The 17698-nt window shown below is 58.3% G+C and carries 18 protein-coding genes and 2 pseudogenes; 12 read left to right on the plus strand and 8 right to left on the minus strand.

Annotated elements, in window-relative coordinates; genetic code table 11:
- Nucleotides 1–127: 127 nt before the first annotated feature.
- Complete coding sequence (locus AB7M29_RS15390) at nucleotides 128–499, minus strand: VOC family protein (RefSeq protein ID WP_217854487.1); 372 nt, start codon at nucleotides 497–499, stop codon at nucleotides 128–130.
- Nucleotides 500–612: 113 nt separating this feature from the next.
- Here AB7M29_RS15390 and AB7M29_RS15395 point away from each other — a divergent pair, with 113 nt between their 5' ends.
- The 4 genes from AB7M29_RS15395 to AB7M29_RS15410 all read left to right on the plus strand — a co-directional run bounded on the left by AB7M29_RS15395 (nucleotide 613) and on the right by AB7M29_RS15410 (nucleotide 5209).
- Nucleotides 613–1386 carry a tellurite resistance TerB family protein gene (locus tag AB7M29_RS15395; RefSeq protein WP_454247216.1) on the plus strand — a complete coding sequence of 258 codons (774 nt, stop codon included), beginning with the start codon at nucleotides 613–615 and terminating at the stop codon, nucleotides 1384–1386.
- 263 nt (nucleotides 1387–1649) lie between these two features.
- Nucleotides 1650–3035 (plus strand): iron-containing redox enzyme family protein, encoded by a 1386-nt coding sequence (locus AB7M29_RS15400; protein ID WP_454247217.1) that lies wholly within the window; start codon nucleotides 1650–1652, stop codon nucleotides 3033–3035.
- A 28-nt stretch (nucleotides 3036–3063) separates the two neighbouring features.
- Nucleotides 3064–4065, plus strand: a complete 1002-nt coding sequence (locus AB7M29_RS15405; protein WP_217854490.1) for a methyltransferase — start codon at nucleotides 3064–3066, stop codon at nucleotides 4063–4065.
- Nucleotides 4037–5209: a carboxylate-amine ligase gene (locus AB7M29_RS15410; protein WP_454247218.1), complete on the plus strand. Its 1173-nt coding sequence runs from the start codon at nucleotides 4037–4039 to the stop codon at nucleotides 5207–5209. Before AB7M29_RS15405 ends, AB7M29_RS15410 begins: the two co-directional genes overlap by 29 nt.
- Before the next feature lie 4 nt (nucleotides 5210–5213).
- Here the strand turns inward: AB7M29_RS15410 and AB7M29_RS15415 are convergent.
- Nucleotides 5214–5448: pseudogene (locus AB7M29_RS15415) on the minus strand (Na+/H+ antiporter NhaA); the annotation flags it as partial.
- On the opposite strand from AB7M29_RS15415, the gene AB7M29_RS15420 reads away from it, so the two are divergent.
- The 3 genes from AB7M29_RS15420 (at nucleotide 5372) to ligD (ending at nucleotide 10036) form a co-directional block, all read left to right on the plus strand.
- Nucleotides 5372–5557: a universal stress protein gene (locus AB7M29_RS15420; protein ID WP_225922894.1), complete on the plus strand. Its 186-nt coding sequence runs from the start codon at nucleotides 5372–5374 to the stop codon at nucleotides 5555–5557. The pseudogene AB7M29_RS15415 and the gene AB7M29_RS15420 sit on opposite strands and share 77 nt — an antisense overlap.
- Nucleotides 5558–5759: 202 nt before the next feature.
- On the plus strand, nucleotides 5760–7145 hold the full coding sequence (locus AB7M29_RS15425; RefSeq protein WP_217854493.1) for an NfeD family protein: 1386 nt from the start codon (nucleotides 5760–5762) through the stop codon (nucleotides 7143–7145).
- Nucleotides 7146–7390: 245 nt separating this feature from the next.
- Entirely contained in the window at nucleotides 7391–10036 is a 2646-nt protein-coding gene (ligD, locus tag AB7M29_RS15430; RefSeq protein WP_454247219.1) for a DNA ligase D, read from the plus strand.
- A 174-nt stretch (nucleotides 10037–10210) separates the two neighbouring features.
- Here ligD and AB7M29_RS15435 read toward each other — a convergent pair whose 3' ends face one another.
- Both AB7M29_RS15435 and AB7M29_RS15440 read right to left on the minus strand, forming a co-directional pair.
- Nucleotides 10211–10492 (minus strand): DUF3303 domain-containing protein, encoded by a 282-nt coding sequence (locus AB7M29_RS15435; RefSeq protein WP_217854495.1) that lies wholly within the window; start codon nucleotides 10490–10492, stop codon nucleotides 10211–10213.
- A 211-nt stretch (nucleotides 10493–10703) separates the two neighbouring features.
- Complete coding sequence (locus AB7M29_RS15440) at nucleotides 10704–11105, minus strand: hypothetical protein (protein WP_217854496.1); 402 nt, start codon at nucleotides 11103–11105, stop codon at nucleotides 10704–10706.
- A 339-nt stretch (nucleotides 11106–11444) separates the two neighbouring features.
- Between AB7M29_RS15440 and AB7M29_RS15445 the strand changes: the two genes are divergently transcribed.
- Nucleotides 11445–12317: a DNA/RNA non-specific endonuclease gene (locus AB7M29_RS15445; RefSeq protein ID WP_217854497.1), complete on the plus strand. Its 873-nt coding sequence runs from the start codon at nucleotides 11445–11447 to the stop codon at nucleotides 12315–12317.
- Between the two features lie 111 nt (nucleotides 12318–12428).
- The gene (locus AB7M29_RS15450; protein ID WP_454247220.1) at nucleotides 12429–12590 is read left to right on the plus strand and encodes a DUF2986 domain-containing protein; all 162 of its coding nucleotides are present in this window, start codon (nucleotides 12429–12431) and stop codon (nucleotides 12588–12590) included.
- Nucleotides 12591–12618: 28 nt separating this feature from the next.
- Here AB7M29_RS15450 and AB7M29_RS15455 read toward each other — a convergent pair whose 3' ends face one another.
- On the minus strand, nucleotides 12619–13359 hold the full coding sequence (locus tag AB7M29_RS15455) for a Mut7-C RNAse domain-containing protein (RefSeq protein WP_052965141.1): 741 nt from the start codon (nucleotides 13357–13359) through the stop codon (nucleotides 12619–12621).
- A 142-nt stretch (nucleotides 13360–13501) separates the two neighbouring features.
- On the opposite strand from AB7M29_RS15455, the pseudogene AB7M29_RS15460 reads away from it, so the two are divergent.
- Nucleotides 13502–13821, plus strand: a pseudogene (locus tag AB7M29_RS15460) (EamA family transporter); the annotation flags it as partial.
- Nucleotides 13822–13870: 49 nt separating this feature from the next.
- Here AB7M29_RS15460 and AB7M29_RS15465 read toward each other — a convergent pair.
- The 3 genes from AB7M29_RS15465 to AB7M29_RS15475 all read right to left on the minus strand — a co-directional run bounded on the left by AB7M29_RS15465 (nucleotide 13871) and on the right by AB7M29_RS15475 (nucleotide 15424).
- A complete protein-coding gene (locus AB7M29_RS15465) occupies nucleotides 13871–13999 on the minus strand; it encodes a hypothetical protein (RefSeq protein WP_256214295.1) in 129 nt (42 codons plus the stop codon).
- 206 nt (nucleotides 14000–14205) lie between these two features.
- Nucleotides 14206–14688: a GNAT family N-acetyltransferase gene (locus tag AB7M29_RS15470; RefSeq protein ID WP_032830703.1), complete on the minus strand. Its 483-nt coding sequence runs from the start codon at nucleotides 14686–14688 to the stop codon at nucleotides 14206–14208.
- 346 nt (nucleotides 14689–15034) lie between these two features.
- A complete protein-coding gene (locus AB7M29_RS15475; RefSeq protein WP_056725146.1) occupies nucleotides 15035–15424 on the minus strand; it encodes a MerR family transcriptional regulator in 390 nt (129 codons plus the stop codon).
- 74 nt (nucleotides 15425–15498) lie between these two features.
- Between AB7M29_RS15475 and AB7M29_RS15480 the strand changes: the two genes are divergently transcribed.
- Both AB7M29_RS15480 and AB7M29_RS15485 read left to right on the plus strand, forming a co-directional pair.
- Entirely contained in the window at nucleotides 15499–16569 is a 1071-nt protein-coding gene (locus AB7M29_RS15480) for an SDR family oxidoreductase (protein ID WP_454247221.1), read from the plus strand.
- A gap of 176 nt (nucleotides 16570–16745) precedes the next feature.
- Complete coding sequence (locus AB7M29_RS15485; protein ID WP_454247222.1) at nucleotides 16746–17645, plus strand: DMT family transporter; 900 nt, start codon at nucleotides 16746–16748, stop codon at nucleotides 17643–17645.
- The last annotated feature ends 53 nt before the right edge of the window (nucleotides 17646–17698 follow it).

The following is a 17698-nucleotide window of genomic DNA, read 5'->3' on the forward strand; positions in this document are numbered from 1 at the left end:
ACCGGATTTTCGGGAATAAGGTTCACCACCTTTGAATCTTAGCCTCCACGCAAAAAAATACCCCGGAAATATCCGGGGCACGTATTGAGCGCGGCACGTCTGTGCCTGACCGATGCCGGGACGAGTGTCAGCGCAGCGAGGGGTGGAACACGCGCAGCCGATGGTTATCCGGGTCAAGCGCGACGAAAGTGCGACCGAAGTCCAGCTCTGTCGGTGCTTGCACCATGGTCAACCCGAGCGCGCTCCAATCGGAAAACAGCGCATCGACCTGCTCGGCAGACTCCACCGGGAACGCCAGCTCGGTCCCACCGCCCGTCACTTGCGCTGCCGGTTCGGCGGTATGCCGTGACCAGAGCCCCAGTTTGTAGCCGCCCTCCAGGACAAATAGCGCGAAGGTCGGCGACTCTTCCACGGGCTTGCGCTCCAGCAGGAACTCATAGAACCGCGCACTGACGGCGGGGTTTTCCACGAAAAGCAAAATATAACGGGGAGTGATCATAGGGCTGCTCCATTCAAGGTGGGCGCAGCATAGAAGGAGGCGGTGTCAGTTTCTGTCAGGAGTGTGAAGGGCGAGGGCAGCACCCATGACGTCAGCCAGACGGAGTTGGCGGAATGTCGGGTGAGGACTATCGTGGCCTGACCGAGTTTCTGCCTATTGATGAGGACGTCGTCATGAACACCAGTGATTTGCTTGAGCAATTACTGCGGGCCAGCCAGGGCTCGCAGTCGCAACAAGGTGGCGGTGCGGCGTCAGCTCCAGGAGGCCTCGGCGGGTTGCTTGGTGGTCTATTGGGGGGCGGTGCGGGTGGCGGCGCAGGCGCCGGAGGCCTGGGTGGTTTGCTCGGTGGTCTGCTGGGTGGCAATTCACCCGTGGGCCGTTCAACCCAGACACGTTCGGGCGGCACCAACTACGCGGCGTTGGCTTCCTTGGGGATGATGGCGTTCCAGGCATATCAGGCTTGGCAACGCAGCCAGGCCTCGGCACCGCAACAGGCACCGCGCACCGTTGACCTGTTGTCTGGTCCGGAAATCGAAGACCACAGCCATGCCATCCTTCGCGCCTTGATCGCCGCCGCCAAGGCCGATGGTCGCATCGATGATGCCGAGAAACAGATGATCAGCACCGAAATCGGCCGCCACACCGACGATCCGCAACTGCAGCAATGGCTCGATGACGAAGTCGCCCGGCCGCTGGATGCCGCCGATGTGGCGCAGTCCGCCCAAGACCCGGGCATGGCCGCCGAGATGTACCTTGCCAGCGTGATGTTGGTGGACGATCAGCAGGACGCCGAACGCAATTATCTGGATGAATTGGCCGCTGCGTTGAAGATCGATCCAGAGTTGCAGGTGCATCTGGAGCAGCAGGCCAAGGGCGGCGCTGCCTGAACGTTCCCCTGTAGGAGTTGGCGAAGCCTGCGATCTTTTGATTTTCAGCGGTTTTGAATATGCCAAAGATCAAGAGATCGCAGGCTGCGACAGCTCCTACAGGGATGGTGTGGCCGGCGTAGGCGCTGGCGTACCGCGGCGCTGCCCCGTCTGTCCGGCCAATTTCAACGCCAATGGAATTTTTTTCAGGCACCGCCGCTCTGCTGATAGAGACGTGCTGATCCAGCGTCCTGCCACTGGCCGCAGAGCGAGACAATTATTCCATGACTGCCCTGACACGACTTGAACCCCGGCCTGCCCACGAACACGCGATGAATGCCGCTGGGGGCGTAAAGTCGCTCTATCAACAGTTGTTGCTGAGCGACGATGATGCGCAAAAACACGCGCTAGCCGGGCGCTTTCTGCAAGAGCAATTGCAGCAAGCGGCGCACCTGCCTGAACAGATGCCACGGGACCTCTCGGCGTTGCAAAACTGGGTCGAACAGCACAGCGTCGACGTGGCCCGGCAATACGCCGATTACCTTCAGCAACGCAAGGCGGGTGGGGCGCGACAGTTCTTCAGTAATAAGGCCCATGCGCTGTTCTTCCTGCAAGCAGTTGCCCCGACCAAACTGGTGGATGGCGCCTGGCTTTATGGCCTGTTGCGGCACTGGCGCGACCCGCGTTTCGACGGTCTTTTGTGCACCTATCTGGAAGAATTGGGCGAGGGCCATCCGGCGCAGAATCATGTGGTGATCTACCGCAAACTGCTGGCCGAACATGGCCTGCAAGACACCGCAGCGATTGCCGATGAGCGCTACCTGCAAGGCGCGATTCAACTGGCGCTCGGCTATTGCGCCGATGAGTATTTGCCGGAAGTGATCGGCTACAACCTCGGCTATGAACAGCTGCCGCTGCATTTGTTGATCAGCGCTTATGAACTCAGCGAACTGGGCATCGATCCGCTTTACTTCACGCTCCACGTGACCATCGACAATGCCAGCACCGGGCATGCCCACAAGGCGGTGCAATCGGTGCTGCAGTTGCTCCCGGTGGAAGGCGATCGTGATGACTTTTTGCGGCGGGTGGCGCTGGGTTATCGGCTCAATGACCTGGGGCTGAGCAGCCGGGCGATCATCGAGTCGTTCGACCTCGACAGTGAAGTACTGAGCATGCTTGAACGCAAACGCCCGTTCGGCCAGCACATGCATTCCGATTACAGCCGCTTTGAAGGCAAGACCGTCAATCAATGGCTGTCTTCACCGGAGCAGTTGCCAGGATTGCTGGCGGCCCTGGAAAACAAGGGCTGGATCAAGCGCCACCAAGACCCGAAGGCCAGTCGTTTCTGGCAATTGATCGACGGCGCTGGCGCGGCAATGTTCGGCGTATTCAGCCCTTACGAAAAACAGTTGCTGCATGACTGGATTGCCGGCGACTGGAAACCGGAGCATCCGGTCGCTGCGGTACGGCGCGGCAGCAGCGTTACGGCGCAGATGCCAGTGCCTGACAGCGATCCGGATATCCAGCGCCTGCAAACCGCGCTGAACGGTCTGAGCGGGCACGAGCAGATGCCGGTGTTGATGCCGTGGCTCTCGCCCCATCGGCATGCCCATCCTGCCGGTCTGTTGGCGACGCGCCGGTTTATCGAGCTCAAATCCAGCCTTCTCTAAAACGCCTTTTTATCAACGGGAGCGGTTTATGAGTCAGGAAGAACAACTGTCTGCCGCCGACCTGGCGCTGGTGCAACTGGGACGGCGCTTGCAGGCTGACGGTTACCGATTCATCACGCCGACGCCGCTGACACATCAACGCGTCAATACCCGCGCCGAAGCCCGGCGGGCCGAGACCTTGCGCGATGTTTTTGGCTGGTCGCGGCCATTTGAACCAGGGCTGTTGTCGGCGGATGAACAACGCCAGTTGCAACAGGCGCAGGTGCTGGAGGAGTGCAACGGGCGACTGATAAGTCGGGTGCGTTGGTCCAGCCTCGATGACTTGTTGTTCGTGCATTCGGCGTTTCCGACGGAGGCCGCCGATTCAGTGTTCTTCGGCCCCGACACGTATCGGTTCGCCCAACTGATTCACGCCCATCTGCAGCAGAACTTCGCCCCAATCAGGCGCGTCGTGGACATCGGTTGCGGTGCCGGTGTCGGTGCCATTCTGATTGCCCGCGCCCGTCGCGAAGCCGAGGTGTTGGCGCTGGATATCAACCCGGAGGCGCTGCGCATGACGGCCATCAACGCCGCGCTCGCCGAAGTGGCTAACGTCAGTGTCGAGGCCAGCGATTTGCTGCAGGATGTCGACGGATACTTCGACCTGATCGTCGCCAATCCACCCTACATGGCTGACCCCGCCGAGCGTGCTTACCGGCATGGCGGTGGCGCGTTGGGTGCGGAGCTGTCACTGCGGATTGTCGAGCAGGCACTCGGTCGGCTGGCACCCGGCGGCTCATTGCTGCTGTACACCGGCGCGGCGATGGTCGATGGTCGCGACCCGTTTCTGGAGGCTCTCGCTCCGCGTCTGGAGGCCCCGGGGTTCGGCTGGACGTATCGCGAACTTGATCCCGATGTGTTCGGTGAAGAGTTGTCGTCACCCGGTTATCAACGGGTGGAACGGATCGCCGTCGTCGCGCTGACCGTGACGCGTCTCGGCCCAGGCATTGGGGAAAACGTTGATGAGCAGGCGCCTGAACTTCGGCATTGAAGAAGAATACTTCCTCACCGACCTCGTCACCCGGCGCATGCCGGGGCAGCCCTCGGCCCAAGCGATCGAGGCGTGCAGGGCGGCGCTGGGCCAGTCGTTCGCCTATGAGATGTTCCAGGGGCAGATTGAAGTCGCCTCACCGGTGTTCAGCAGCTTACCGGAGGCCGCCGATTATCTGGCAGCTACCCGCAGTGCCCTGAGACGTGCTCTGGAACCGTTCGGCCTGGGCCTGCTCAGCGCCGGCAGTCACCCCTTGGCGGATTGGCGAATTCAGTACCCGACAGATCAGGCGCATTTCCACCTGCTGTTCGACGACTACCAGCGAGTGGCCCGGCGCAGCCTGTTGTCCGGGTTGCACGTGCACGTCGAAGTGCCCGGTCATCTGGATCGTATTAGGGTCATGAACGAAGTCTTGCCGTGGATGCCACTGTTGTTGGCGCTCAGTACCTCTTCACCGTTTTGGGAGGGTGAGGACAGCGGTTTCATGAGCTATCGCCAAGTCGCCTGCGATGAGTGGCCGCGCATGGGCATTCCGGAGTTTTTCGAGGATCAGCAAGCGTTTGATGACTACGTCGCGCTGATGACCCGGACCGGCTCGGTCCGGCAGCCCAGCGACTGTTGGTGGAGCGTGCGCCCGGCCGCGCGGTTTCCCACGCTGGAGCTGCGCATCACCGACGCCTGCCCACGGCTGGACGATGCGCTGTGCATCGCTTCGCTGTTTCGCCTGATGGTCGCTGACGCCATCGCGCAGTCGCTGCCTGGGGCGAACTTCAACCGGACGGCTTACTGGATCCTCAAGGAAAATCGCTGGCGCGCCAAGCGTTACGGCATTCACGGCACCTTCATTGGCCAGGACCACGAACCGACGATCTCGGTCGAGCAATGGCTGGCCCTGGCGCAAGTGACGTTTGCCGAAACCGCGCAGCAGCTGGGCGTGCAAGACGTCTTCAAACAGGCCCGGCGCATGCTGATCGAAGGCACCAGCGCGGATCGGCAACGGTGCGCGGTGGAACAGGCATTGCGCGACGGACGCTCGATGCCCGAGGCGTTGGCGCGAGCTGTCGATCAACTGCTGATGGAAACCGGCGGGCAACCTTGCGCCAGCCCGGTCCCGCAACGGAGCTATGACACCCAGTTGAAATAGTTGATTATCTAGCCACGGCGGTACCGGTGAGGCCGTTGCTAAAGCGTAAGACGATGACACCACCAATCGCCGCCAGAAACGAACCGATCAATACCCCCAACTTTAACTTCATCGACCAGATGAGGTGAGCCAGGGAACGCCAAATTGCCAATAAACAGACTCATGGTGAAACCGATTCCGCACAAGAGCGCCACGCCGTATAGCTGCAACCAGTTGCTGTCTGCTGGCATCTTGGCCAGCATCATTTTAGGTTCACAGGGTAACGGTTTCCTGGCGGGAATCTTTCTGGGGTCCGTTGCCACCAAGGTGATTCAGCTCTCTAGCATTCCAATCACTTTAGTAAAATAAGAAATCGTGAATGGCTTGATATCCTGGCGCCGTGCCCGTGATCAAATTGAAGCCGTCCGACGGTCCCATTGCTAGTTGAAGCTATGACGTGGGGCCAATAGTCGAAAATGGACTAATCGTCGCGCCTGAATCGCCCGTGGCTGACTCAACTACGCTTTAGGTGAAGGTTGAAGGCTGTCGAACCCGCAACTGGGAGGATCCCGTGAATAGTCACTGGTGGTGCCGCCTGCTCTTGCTGATGATACTGGTCTGGGTACCGACGGGGGCGACGACGGCTTCGGGCAGTGTCGTGGTCCTGACTGTCAACGATGCTATTGGTCCGGCCAGTGCCGATTACGTGGTGCGCGGCCTGACGCGTGCGGTCACCGAAGGCGCGCAGTTGGTGGTCATCAACCTCGATACCCCCGGCGGGCTGGACACTTCGATGCGCTTGATCATCAAGGCGATTCTGGCCAGTCCCCTGCCAGTGGCCAGTTTCGTCGCCCCCAGTGGCGCACGCGCGGCCAGCGCCGGCACCTATATTTTGTATGCCAGCCACATTGCCGCCATGACCCCCGGCACCAACCTGGGCGCTGCTACGCCGGTGCAGATCGGCGGTCTGCCCGGCACCGCACCCGAACCGCCGGGCCCACCCGACGCACCCACCACCGACAAGAATTCTGCGCCTGAGCCGCGGGACACCTTGACTCGAAAACAGATCCACGATGCGGCGGCTTACATCCGTGGCCTTGCGCAACTGCGCGGACGTAACGCCGACTGGGCCGAAAAAGCGGTACGCGAATCGCTCAGCCTGTCGGCCGACGAAGCACTCAAACTCAAGGTGGTCGACTATGTGGCCAATGACGTGGCCGACCTGCTCAAGCAACTGGACGGCAAGAGCCTCAATGTCGCCGGTCAAACGCTGAAATTGAGCACCGCCGGGGCTGTGCTCATCGACCATGCGCCTGATTGGCGCACGCAACTGCTGGCGGTGATCACCAACCCCAGCGTGGCGTTGCTGCTGATTATGTTCGGGGTCTATGGATTGATATTCGAATTCATGAACCCAGGGTCGGGGGTTGGTGGGGTGCTCGGTGGCATCTGCCTGTTGCTGGGGCTGTATGCCCTGCAACTGTTGCCCGTGAATTACGCCGGGGTCGGACTGATTCTGCTAGGGATCGCCTTCATGATCGCCGAGGCGTTTCTACCAAGTTTCGGTGTGATCGGTTTCGGTGGGGTGGTTGCTTTTGTAGTCGGCGCAGTGATTTTGATGGACACCGATGTACCGGGCTTCGGCATTCCGTTGACGCTGATCATCGGCATGGCACTGATCAGCGCCCTGTTGTTGATGGCTTTGGTCGGCATGGCGCTCAAGGCTCGACGCCGTGCTCTGGTCAGCGGCGATGCAGGCTTGGTCGGCAGTCTGGCCACGGTGACGGGGCTGCTGCCGGGTCTGCCCATGAGCGGCTGGGTGCAACTGCAGGGCGAAAAATGGCAGGTTCAGAGCAACTTGCCCCTGCACTTGGGCCAACAGGTCCGAGTGGTGGCGCGCACCGGGGTGATGCTGGATGTCATTGCGCTGGATGAAACGCCACCGCTAGAAAGTTAATTCAAGTCCTTCGAATCGGATTTTGGCGCGCTGCCAGCCCTGCGCTTGTGTGGGTGTACCCGGCCTTCCGGATTTCGCGCGAATCCGAGCGCGGGTTGGTGTTCCGACTCGGGGGGGGGGCGGTCTGGGCGACGGAGAAAAATGCCTGCATGCATCCGCCAAGAGGCGGCGGAACCTTCCCATACCTAACAAGGGTCACAAGCAAATAGCAGATCGAATTTTGTCTTCACTCCCGTGGAGCTCACATGGAAAAGCCACTCGAAAAGTACCGTGACATGAGAGACTTCGACGAAAGTCCCGAACCCGCCGGTATTGCCAAACCTGCGAGAGGCAAACGCAAGGACCAAGCGCACGCGCTACAGTATTGCATTCAAAAGCATGACGCCTCGCACCTGCACTACGACTTTCGCCTGGAACTCGACGGAGCGCTGAAAAGTTGGGCCGTGCCCAAAGGGCCGTCGCTGGACCCCAAGGTCAAGCGCCTGGCCATCCACGTCGAAGACCATCCGCTGGATTACGCCACGTTCGAGGGCACCATTCCCGAAGGGCATTATGGCGCTGGCGATGTGATCGTCTGGGACCGTGGGGTGTGGATTCCCCAGGACGATCCGGCCAAGGCGTACACCAAGGGCCGGCTGAAATTCGAGCTGAAAGGAGAGAAGCTCGGCGGCCTGTGGAACCTCGTGCGCACGCACATGCCGGGCAAGCAGGAGCAATGGTTTCTGATCAAACATCAGGACAGCGCCGCCAGACCTGACAGCGAATACGACGTGGTCGCCGCCGAGCCGGACAGCGTGCTCAGCGACCGCACCATCGTGGAAAAAAAGCACGGTACTGAAAAGCCTAAACCGATAAAGAAAGCGCCGGCCAAGGCGCGTAAGGAAAAGTCGGCACAACTGACGGGCGCTCGCAAAGCCAAGCTGCCGGAGCTGCTCAAACCCGAACTGGCAACGCTGGTCGAATCCGCGCCAAGCGGCGAATGGAGCTATGAGATCAAGTTCGACGGCTACCGGGTCATGGCGCGCATCGACCACGATGAGGTCAAACTCTTCACCCGCAATGGTCACGACTGGACCCACAAATTGCCCGGGCAAGCCGAGGCACTGGCAGCGCTGGGCCTGGAGTCGGCCTGGCTCGACGGCGAAATGGTGGTGGCCAACGAGCAAGGCGTTCCGGATTTTCAGGCGCTGCAAAACGCGTTCGATTCCGGCCGAAGTGCCAGCATCGTTTACTACCTGTTCGACTTGCCCTACCTCAACGGCGTGGACCTGCGCGAAGTGCCTGTCGAGGAGCGCAGGGCGGCGCTGGCGACCGTGCTCAAGCCCAATGAAAATCCGCTGTTGCGATTCTCCGACGCCTTTGGCGAATCCCCGGAGGCCTTGCTCAACAGTGCCTGCGAAATGAAGATGGAAGGGCTGATCGGCAAGCGCCTGGGCTCGCCTTACGTGTCTCGGCGCACCAGTGACTGGATCAAACTCAAGTGCAAGCATCGGCAGGAATTCGTCGTCGTCGGTTTCACTGACCCCAAAGGCGCACGCAGTGCCTTTGGCGCATTGTTGCTGGGATTGCACGACCGCGACAGCGGTGAATTGCGTTATGCCGGCAAGGTTGGCACCGGGTTCAACGAGGCGACTCTCAAGCGTATTTACGAACAATTGAAACCGCTGCAGACGAAAAAGCCGTCGGTGGTCAATCCGCCCAGCGGCTTCGAAGCCAAAGGTGTGCATTGGCTCAAGCCCACACTGCTGGCAGAAGTGGCCTTCGCCGAAATGACCAAGGACGGCTCGGTGCGCCACGCCGTGTTCCATGGTTTGCGTGATGACAAGCCTGCCAAAGAAATCACCGAGGAGTTGCCGACAACCGTGAACACTTCAGCCTCGAAAACATCAGTCTCGAAAACCGCCGCAGCAAAATCCACAGCGAAGAAGAAATCCGCCGCTGAGATACCTGACACCGCCGATCCAAAAGCTGCCCAGTCGACTGTCGCGCCGTCGCAGATCGGCCTGGCCAGCGGCAAGGTGCGCATCACGCACCCGGACCGGGTGATCGACGCCAGCAGCGGCACCACCAAGATGCAACTGGCGGAGTACTACGCCAGCGTCGCCGAATGGATTTTGCCGCAACTCAAGGACCGGCCGGTGGCGCTGGTGCGCGCGCCGGACGGCATCGCCGGCGAACTGTTCTTTCAGAAGAACGCCGAAAGGCTGGCCATTCCGGGGATTGTTACCCTGGACAAGGAGCTGACGGGCCAACCGGTGATGATCATCAACAACGCCAAAGCACTGATCGGCGCGGTGCAGATGAGCACGGTGGAACTGCACACCTGGAATGCCACGTCAGTGGATCTGGATAAACCCGATCGTTTCGTCCTTGATCTCGACCCGGATCCGGCCCTGCCCTGGAAAAGCATGATCGAAGCAACCCAGCTAACGCTCACAGTGCTGGATGAGCTGGGGCTCAAGGCGTTTCTCAAAACCAGCGGCGGCAAGGGGATTCACCTGGTGGTACCGCTGACCCGCAAACAGGGTTGGGACGAGGTCAAGGACTTCAGCCATGCCATCGTCAGCCATATGGCCAAATTGCTACCGGATCGCTTTTCTGCGGTGTCCGGACCGAAAAACCGTGTAGGGCGTATCTTCATCGACTACCTGCGCAACGGTCTGGGCGCCACCACTATTTGCGCTTACGCGGTGCGCACCCGCGAAGGGTTGCCGGTATCGGTGCCGATTTTTCGGGAGGAGGTGGCCGAGCTCAAGGGCGGCAATCAATGGAACGTGCACAATGTGCATGAACGCCTGGCCGAGATCGGTGACGAACCTTGGGCCGAGCTGAAGAAAACCCGACAGACGATTACTGCCGAAATGCGTCGGCGGGTCGGGATGAAAAAGTAGGGAATGAGAAGGAAAGTGGCGAGGGGGCTTGTCGGAACGCCGCATCGCCCCGTTTGAGTGCGTAGCACTCACAAGATCTTTGGCACATCAGAGATTTTGGGGCCGCTTCGCAGCCCAACGGGGCGATGCGGCGTTCCGACAAGCCCCCTCACCACAGGCTCGCCGCCTCGACGACTATCGCTTGCCGAGCGCGGCAGCCAGCAGCGGCGCCGCCTGCTCATCGGTCAATGCGGCGTGGACTTCCATGCTCATGAGGTCGCTCCATTCCAGCACCCACTTCTGAATCGACACCGGATCATCGGCTTCTGCAATGCCAAAACCACTCGAGCCACCGACGGCATGCCAGCGCCCCAGCATGTTGACGCCTGCGGGTGGCGCGCCACCGGTCTTGAGAAAACGTTCGATTGCGCTGTTGCGATGTTGCGGACTGATGGACCAACGGACGATGAATAGCATCTGCCACCTCCTGCTACGGATGGGCACCTTTATCTTCGCGCACCTGGCTGGCGCCGGGGCCACGGTCACGCTTGTGTTTCCAGCTCCATCCTGGCAGGCCTGAAACCCTTTCTCCCATGAAAAGGCATAGCAGCGGCCCGCGTTTTGCGTACGACCGCTGATCCTCTTTCAGGCATTTGAAATGAACATATCGGGATAACAGTGCAAACCATCAGGCATCACGCAACAAGTCGTTGGCATTGAGCAGCTCGTAGGCAATCTCCGGGCGCTTCTCCAGCCCTCGACGAATCGCCGCCGGAATCGACTGACGGGTTTTGCGACACAGGCCCGGCAAATCGCCGAGGGTGATGTTGATGCCGCGCATGGTGCGCACTTCATTGAAGCCCGGAACGATCTCCACACGCAGACCCAACTGCTCATACATCCGGCGTTGCAGACGCTCCAGGTCGCTCAGGCTCTGGAGATTTTCCAGGCGTTCGATCAGGCGCTTCTCCTCCGACCGGGTCAGGCTCAGGATGCGCAAATCCGCGCCGGGGGTTTCCAGCAACGGCTCACGCTCGCAGATGCAGGCTCCGGGCGGGCAGGGTTGGCGGATCGGAAGAGAGGTCGTCATGGGATTCAATCATAGAGCGCTATGATCGGGTTTGCCCATGGGGTTGTTGTGCCGTTGAGCGCGATGTCTACATTCCTCTGCCGATCGCTTCTTCGACGAGCATTGGTAAGTCGAATGTAAACGCTACTCAGCACTAAAGTGACTTGTGATGGTCAATAAAATCCCGCAACGACCATCAGTAGTCGTACTGCTCGGAACCGACCGAATCCGCATCGGTATTTTGATCAAGGACAGTGAAAGCATGCTTGCCGCAATTTAATCAGCAACCGCCTCCATCTGGTTCCGTGAATCGGGACTCGTCGTACGTTTATCCCTCAATCCAATTCGAAGATTTAAAGCATGCACCTACGCAAAATTGCAGTTGGGCTGTCGGCCCTTGTTTTGCTCTCGACCGGGGCAGAAGCCCGCAGTCTGCTGGATCTCATCAAGCCGCCCACCCAGCATCAGGAACAAGTGTCCCGCTCGGGATCGGTCAGCCAGAACGCGGCCCTGGGTCTCTATTCAAACAAACAGAAACAGGCATCGTTTGACGGCTGCGCAGAGCTGTTCCCGGCTGAGAAACCCATCAACATGGCCTCTGTGCCTGCAACAATGAAACCCCTGGCCCTGTGTTCCGACAACTTTGCGGTGCTGTACTCGCAAACCAGCAAGACGCCATTGGTAGTGGTCGAACGCCTTAATGCCGCCCAGTTACAGGATGCCAAAGGCGAGGAGCGCACCAACCAGTTCTACCCGGACCCACGCATCCCCAAGAGTGGACGGGCAGAGTTGAGCGACTACCGTAGCCAACATCCGGCTGTGGACCGCGGCCATCAATCCCCGGCAGCCGATGCTCCGAACCCCAATGCAATGGCCCAATCCTTTGCACTGTCGAACATGGTGCCGCAAGACCCAACCAACAACCGGAAGATCTGGAGTAAGGTCGAGTCCGATGTCAGAAAGTTTGCCAAGCGAGCCGATGGCAATGTTTTTGTCTTTACCGGCCCGCTCTTTGACTCAGGCCACACCACCATCGGCGACAACAAGGTCTGGGTGCCGACGCGCCTGTTCAAGCTGGTTTATGACGCATCGTCCAAGCGTGCCTGGGCCTACGTACTACCCAACGCTGAAACTCGCATTGAGAGACCGATGGACTATGACGCTTTCGTGAAGAGTACCGGGCTCAAATTGCTGGGGAATCTACCGGTCACAGGTTCCGTAGGGCGCTCTTGATGGCTTGATGAATTGCACCCCAAAGGCTGGATGCAACCGCTGGGGTGTTTCATTCTGGCCCGATATTTTAAGCTGATATCATTCAAGAGCTTACAAACCGAGTAGAAAAATATGAATCGTCGTAAAAAAATAAAGCAGTTATTAAAGGCTCACGCCAAAAAGGCTAGTGCCAAATTGGCACCGCCAAGCAAGTCCAAATACATTAGTAAAGCTGACCGATTGAAGCTGGCTGCTGAATTCAGTCACGACTCAATCATTTCTTCTGAGAGCTGATCTATGTAGCTTGAGCACCATTGCTCGGCTATCGGTCCAGCAAAGGTGCCAGCAATGCACACATGCTGCGCCAGTGCGAACCCTCCCAGTAAACCCGTTGGCAGTTGTCGCAGCGCAGGAAATGCGAATAGAGGACACCAACGCGGGGCGGCACCTGCTGTCGGGCCAGTTCCGGGCTGATCTCGTGCAGCGGCAGGTTGCAATGAAGGCACAGGCTGAATGGCCGCGCGCTACGCGCCAGGTCGAGGCGTTCGTACAATTCGCGCAGCTGTAGCGACGGTTTCAGGGCATGCACGTAACAGCCGTGGCTGATGATCCGCCGCTTGAGCAGTTCGCGATCGCGGGTTAGCACGATGCGTCCTTGCTGCGCTGCGATCTCGGCGATCTCGCTATCCTCGAAGCCATTATCGTAGAGGGTGTCGAAGCCGCTCATGCGCAGCAGATTGGCCAGCCCGCCAAGGTGCGCATCAGCGACGAAGCGCAGCACCCGTAAAGGTTGCGCACGAACCTTTAGCAGCGGGCTGATGTCTAGCGCTTCGAACTTGGGATACACCGCCAACCGGTCACTGTCGAAGATCACGCGCTCGAAGCCCACCGACTCGCCGTTGAGCAGCACCAGCTCGACCTCGGTGTGCGGGATCCCGAGCGCCTCGATCATATGCTTGACCGTCGCCCCTCGCGCGCACTCGCAAGTGAAGGACTGCCGCCGCCGTTCGGCCGGCAGGAAATCGTTGAGCTCCTCGTAGAAGCGGAAGGTTGCACGGGTCATGCTGAACAGTATGGCAGGGCTACAGGATGAGTGAGTCTAGTCCGGACATCTTCTCCGGGAGGCCTTCCACCTGATCCACCATCTCTTTTCTGCCATTCCGTACTGGAACTTCAAGAAGGCCTACAGGATCGCTGCTGAGCGATTCACCGCCAGCAGTGTCGCCGTCATCAAGACCGTACTGGGTTGCGTGCTTCTCTCGATCTTATTGTTTTTCCTCAAGCGCCGGCGGCGTCGACCAAATGGACTCAGGCGGCTATCTGCGCGTTCCTTGGCATCTTTGTGCTGTTCCACTTCGAAACGTCCGCCTATCGACATTACGCTGCAGCAGGTGTGGTGGTGGTGCTGATGGCCAGTGCCTCAATTTCCTCGATCATTCTGGGGCGCATTTTTCTCAAGGATGCCATTACCGCGAACGCGACCGTGGGCGCCGCACTGGCTATCGCCGGGATCGCGGTGATCTACAAGCTCCAATGACAAAGCTACCATTAGAGTAGCTTCTGCCAGCGACAACCTATTTTTTGGAGGACTTGCTAGGTTTCAAGTCGGGATTATTTCCTTGCGTGTCTTTATTGTCACGACGACGTTTATCAACTTCGCCGGTTGATTTAGCAATTGGCTTTGGGCCTGGTTTAAGCGCCATAAGATTTCTCCTTTATTTTAATATTGATTTTGGTGTTGCAGAATCATCTTATTGGTACTGGCGGATACTTCAATAGACATGAGATGCTTGATTTTAGCCATGTGAAAAATTGAGTTAGCTTTGGCAGCATCTACCGACCTACTGCCGCACAGGTGGATGCCCATCTAACGGTGCAACCTCTGACGGGGCACCGTATCAAGATTTGCCTAGTCGCCCAAATTAACGGCATTACCGTTAATCCGGACATAATAATTATCGAATTCACCGCTTTCGACGAACACAAAGCCATGGCGAGTGTAAAAACGATTTGAAGCGCTTTCCTTGAGAGCACCAACCTTGATGGGACGCCCGATCTCATCAGCCTCTCTGAAAATCTGAGTAAGAACTTCAGAACCGATTCCTGCTCCTTGAGCACTGGGTATCACATACAAGTGGTCAAGCAGAAGCTCGCTCTGATGGTCTTTGATAACGACAAAACCGACCAGATCACCTGATACTTCTATGCGGCGTGTGCTGTTAGCGTCGAACCCACCAAGAAATCGTTCGCGCGCACGATCTGGGTTAAATCGTCCAAGCCGTTCAAGGCTCTCGCGCATGGCCTCAATCCTGATGGCTACCAGATCTTCCAGGTCGTTATTGGAAGCTGCGCATAAAACGACAGCGGAGTTTTGATCAGCGGAGGCTGGCATAACAAGCACCCTAAACATGGCCGGTCAGTCATTATAGAAAACAGAATCCGCACAACCACTACTGCCTCGGTTCAATGGAGGCGATGGCTCCATATCAGCTTCAGGGGGATGTGTTCGCGGGACGCTTACTGCGTATTTAAGGGGCGTGTTCACGCGACTGCCAATGCAGCGGCCGAGCGAGATTATTGAGTAGCTGCCGCGTAGATGGGCGCCCGTTTAACCACGCAAGGTCTTTTGGGCGGACGCTTACCGTCCAGGGCCTGGCTACAAGGTTTTAGAAAATGCGTAAGTGATGGGCTTGAAACTGGAGGCAGTCTGCAGCTTCCGTTTCCCAGATGCTGACAGTTCAGTTGGAAGAGTTGCTCAGCTGCTGAAGCTCAAGTTGCTTGGCAGCACTGGCTTCGAGGGTTGCACGCTCTTCATCCAGATACCGATAAATGCTTTGGAGGTTGGCGATTTTCTGTTTGATTTCTGCCATCTTCTTTTCAATTAGCTTCGCGCCGTCAGCACAATCGATCAGCTTGTTCCGCTGCGCATCCAGAATCTCGCCTATTTCCCCCAGGGAAAACCCCATGCTTTGCGCGCGCTGGATAAAGTCCAGATCCTGCAGAGTTTGCACTGTGTAAACGCGATAGTTGTTAGTTTGCCGCAGCGGTGAGATCAGGCCGATTTGCTCGTAGTAACGCAGCGTATGGCGGCTGGCGCCGCTGCGGGCCTCAAGTTCGCCGATTTTCATGAAAACACCGCTTGACTATAGAGCTGGGTCGATAGTTTACGCTTGATTTCTCACCTTAAACAAGGAGCAGGGAAATGAGCGTGGAGTGCTTTGTCACGGGGGGGACCGGCTTCGTCGGTCAACATTTGGTGGCGTACCTTAGTGCAAAAGGTCACACCATTCGGGTGTTGATGCGTCGCCCAGAGCGACTAGCTGTACTGCGGGAGCAAGTCGATAATTTGGGAGGGTGCGCAACCCGGGTATTTGCCGTAGCTGGCGATCTGGAACGGGACAACCTCGGGCTGAGTCTTGCTGACCGAGAAGTGCTAAGGCACGCCAGAGTCATATTCCACCTAGGCGCCCACTTCGCATGGGGACTTTCAGTGGAGCATTCTCGTGCGGTGAATGTGGAAGGGGCAAAGCGCGTGGCGCTGTTGGCGGCTGAGCAAAAAAGCCGTTTAGTGATGATCGGCGGCTACATGCTGAAAAATCATGAACATCTGCAACGCATCGGAATTGATCCTCGTCATCCGGAGTTGACGAATTGGCCTGCCGTCTACCGACATGTCGGTGGTTACGAGGGAAGTAAGCTGGAGGCGCATTTTGCGACCCTGGAGGTCATGTCCGCCAAGGGCGGGGAGATTACCGTTGTCCACCCTGCGCCTGTCTGTGGCCACAGCCGCACGGGGCATATCCTTGACGGTCAGCCGCTGGTGGAGCTGATACGCAACCTTGTGCAGGGAAAGCTGACTGCAGTGCCCGGTACCGCCGAGCACTGGCTGCCACTGGTCACCGTGGATTACCTGGTTGAGCTGGTGGCAGTTTGTGCTTTTGATCCTGCCATGGTGGGCCAGGAACTGCTGGCGCTTGACGACCAAACTCCAAACTTGCGAGAACTCCTGATACAGGTGGCACAACCTTTGGGCTTAAAGTCTCCCAAGCATCACATTTCACTCCGATTGCTGAAGTTGCTACTGAGTATTCCTCCCGTCGCGTGGTTTTTGAATACAAAACCCGAAGCCTTGGACTTTATCCAGACCACTCGTTTTGATACAGCGGCGGTCGAGCAATTTGCCAACAGGCATGGAATAGCCAAACCGGATATACGTCAGTCTTTGCAGCACACTGCAACGTTCGTCAATTCATATTGCATAGCCAAGCGCTAGGCCCTCTGACCTCTCCCTTGGCGGCGACAAGAAGGCGAATAGCATCCTACTGGGCGATCCAGCTTATGCCACAATAAATACTGGGGTTGGCGAGATCTTCGTATCCTCGAACTTTGCGCCGTCGATATAGGGCGGCATTCTATCGAACGACAATTCAGCGACAGGGATCGTCATCAATGCAATCTACTTTCAGCAAAGGCGTCATATTTGCACTCTCCGCTGCGGCACTGAACGCAACGATCGGTGTACTCAGCAAAATACTCATGAGTAATGGTTTCACCGCTAGCAGTGTCGCGGTCATCAAGACCGTACTGGGTTGCGTGCTTCTCTCGATCTTATTGTTTTTCCTCAAGCGCCCGGCGGTGTCGACCAAATGGACTCAGGCGGCTATCTGCGCGTTCCTTGGCATCTTTGTGCTGTTCCACTTCGAAACGTCCGCCTATCGACATTACGCTGCAGCAGGTGTGGTGGTGGTGCTGATGGCCAGTGCCTCAATTTCCTCGATCATTCTGGGGCGCATTTTTCTCAAGGATGCCATTACCGCGAACGCGACCGTGGGCGCCGCACTGGCCATCGCCGGGATCGCGGTGATCTTCGGCGCCGACCTGCAGCAGGGCTTTACCCTGCAAGGTGCTGCGCTAGCCTCCATGGCCGGCTGCGGCTATGGGGCCTTTTCGGTAGCCATGAAGCGGATGGGCGTGTCGGGGGGACTGCACTTCACCCGGCAATTGCTGTTCTTTGGCAGCCTGTATCTGCTGATGCCGGCTGCGGCCGATGGTTTTGTGATCGGCGACCTGTCGCCATTGGCGATCGCCGCACTGCTGGCGCTGGCCGCGCTGCCGACCATCCTCGGCTTCTTTTGCACCACCAAGGCCATCGAGTATCTCAAGCCATCCCAAGTGCAGGCGCTGGAGCTGACCGAGCCGCTGTTCGCCGCGCTGCTGGCGTTTGTGGCGCTCAATGAAGTACCGCGCGAAAGCCTGTACGCGGGGGCGGCACTGATCATCGTCGGGCTGTGTTTCTCCAATGAACTGATCCGCTTGGGCAGCAAAGCGTCCGTCCCGTCGACCGGGTGAGCTATTTTCGGATCCTGATTGCTTTAGCAATCAGTGGTTTTTAAGTGTTTTGA

It is taken from the genome of Pseudomonas sp. F-14 TE3623, from assembly GCF_053629015.1.

Bases quoted from the DNA above. Each gene is read 5' to 3' on its own strand.
- AB7M29_RS15390 (WP_217854487.1), bottom strand. From the start codon at position 499: ATGATCACTCCCCGTTATATTTTGCTTTTCGTGGAAAACCCCGCCGTC.
- AB7M29_RS15395 (WP_454247216.1), top strand. From the start codon at position 613: ATGTCGGGTGAGGACTATCGTGGCCTGACCGAGTTTCTGCCTATTGAT.
- AB7M29_RS15400 (WP_454247217.1), top strand. From the start codon at position 1,650: ATGACTGCCCTGACACGACTTGAACCCCGGCCTGCCCACGAACACGCG.
- AB7M29_RS15405 (WP_217854490.1), top strand. From the start codon at position 3,064: ATGAGTCAGGAAGAACAACTGTCTGCCGCCGACCTGGCGCTGGTGCAA.
- AB7M29_RS15410 (WP_454247218.1), top strand. From the start codon at position 4,037: ATGAGCAGGCGCCTGAACTTCGGCATTGAAGAAGAATACTTCCTCACC.
- AB7M29_RS15420 (WP_225922894.1), top strand. From the start codon at position 5,372: ATGGTGAAACCGATTCCGCACAAGAGCGCCACGCCGTATAGCTGCAAC.
- ligD (WP_454247219.1), top strand. From the start codon at position 7,391: ATGGAAAAGCCACTCGAAAAGTACCGTGACATGAGAGACTTCGACGAA.
- AB7M29_RS15435 (WP_217854495.1), bottom strand. From the start codon at position 10,492: ATGCTATTCATCGTCCGTTGGTCCATCAGTCCGCAACATCGCAACAGC.
- AB7M29_RS15440 (WP_217854496.1), bottom strand. From the start codon at position 11,105: ATGACGACCTCTCTTCCGATCCGCCAACCCTGCCCGCCCGGAGCCTGC.
- AB7M29_RS15445 (WP_217854497.1), top strand. From the start codon at position 11,445: ATGCACCTACGCAAAATTGCAGTTGGGCTGTCGGCCCTTGTTTTGCTC.
- AB7M29_RS15450 (WP_454247220.1), top strand. From the start codon at position 12,429: ATGAATCGTCGTAAAAAAATAAAGCAGTTATTAAAGGCTCACGCCAAA.
- AB7M29_RS15455 (WP_052965141.1), bottom strand. From the start codon at position 13,359: ATGACCCGTGCAACCTTCCGCTTCTACGAGGAGCTCAACGATTTCCTG.
- AB7M29_RS15465 (WP_256214295.1), bottom strand. From the start codon at position 13,999: ATGGCGCTTAAACCAGGCCCAAAGCCAATTGCTAAATCAACCGGCGAA.
- AB7M29_RS15470 (WP_032830703.1), bottom strand. From the start codon at position 14,688: ATGCCAGCCTCCGCTGATCAAAACTCCGCTGTCGTTTTATGCGCAGCT.
- AB7M29_RS15475 (WP_056725146.1), bottom strand. From the start codon at position 15,424: ATGAAAATCGGCGAACTTGAGGCCCGCAGCGGCGCCAGCCGCCATACG.
- AB7M29_RS15480 (WP_454247221.1), top strand. From the start codon at position 15,499: ATGAGCGTGGAGTGCTTTGTCACGGGGGGGACCGGCTTCGTCGGTCAA.
- AB7M29_RS15485 (WP_454247222.1), top strand. From the start codon at position 16,746: ATGCAATCTACTTTCAGCAAAGGCGTCATATTTGCACTCTCCGCTGCG.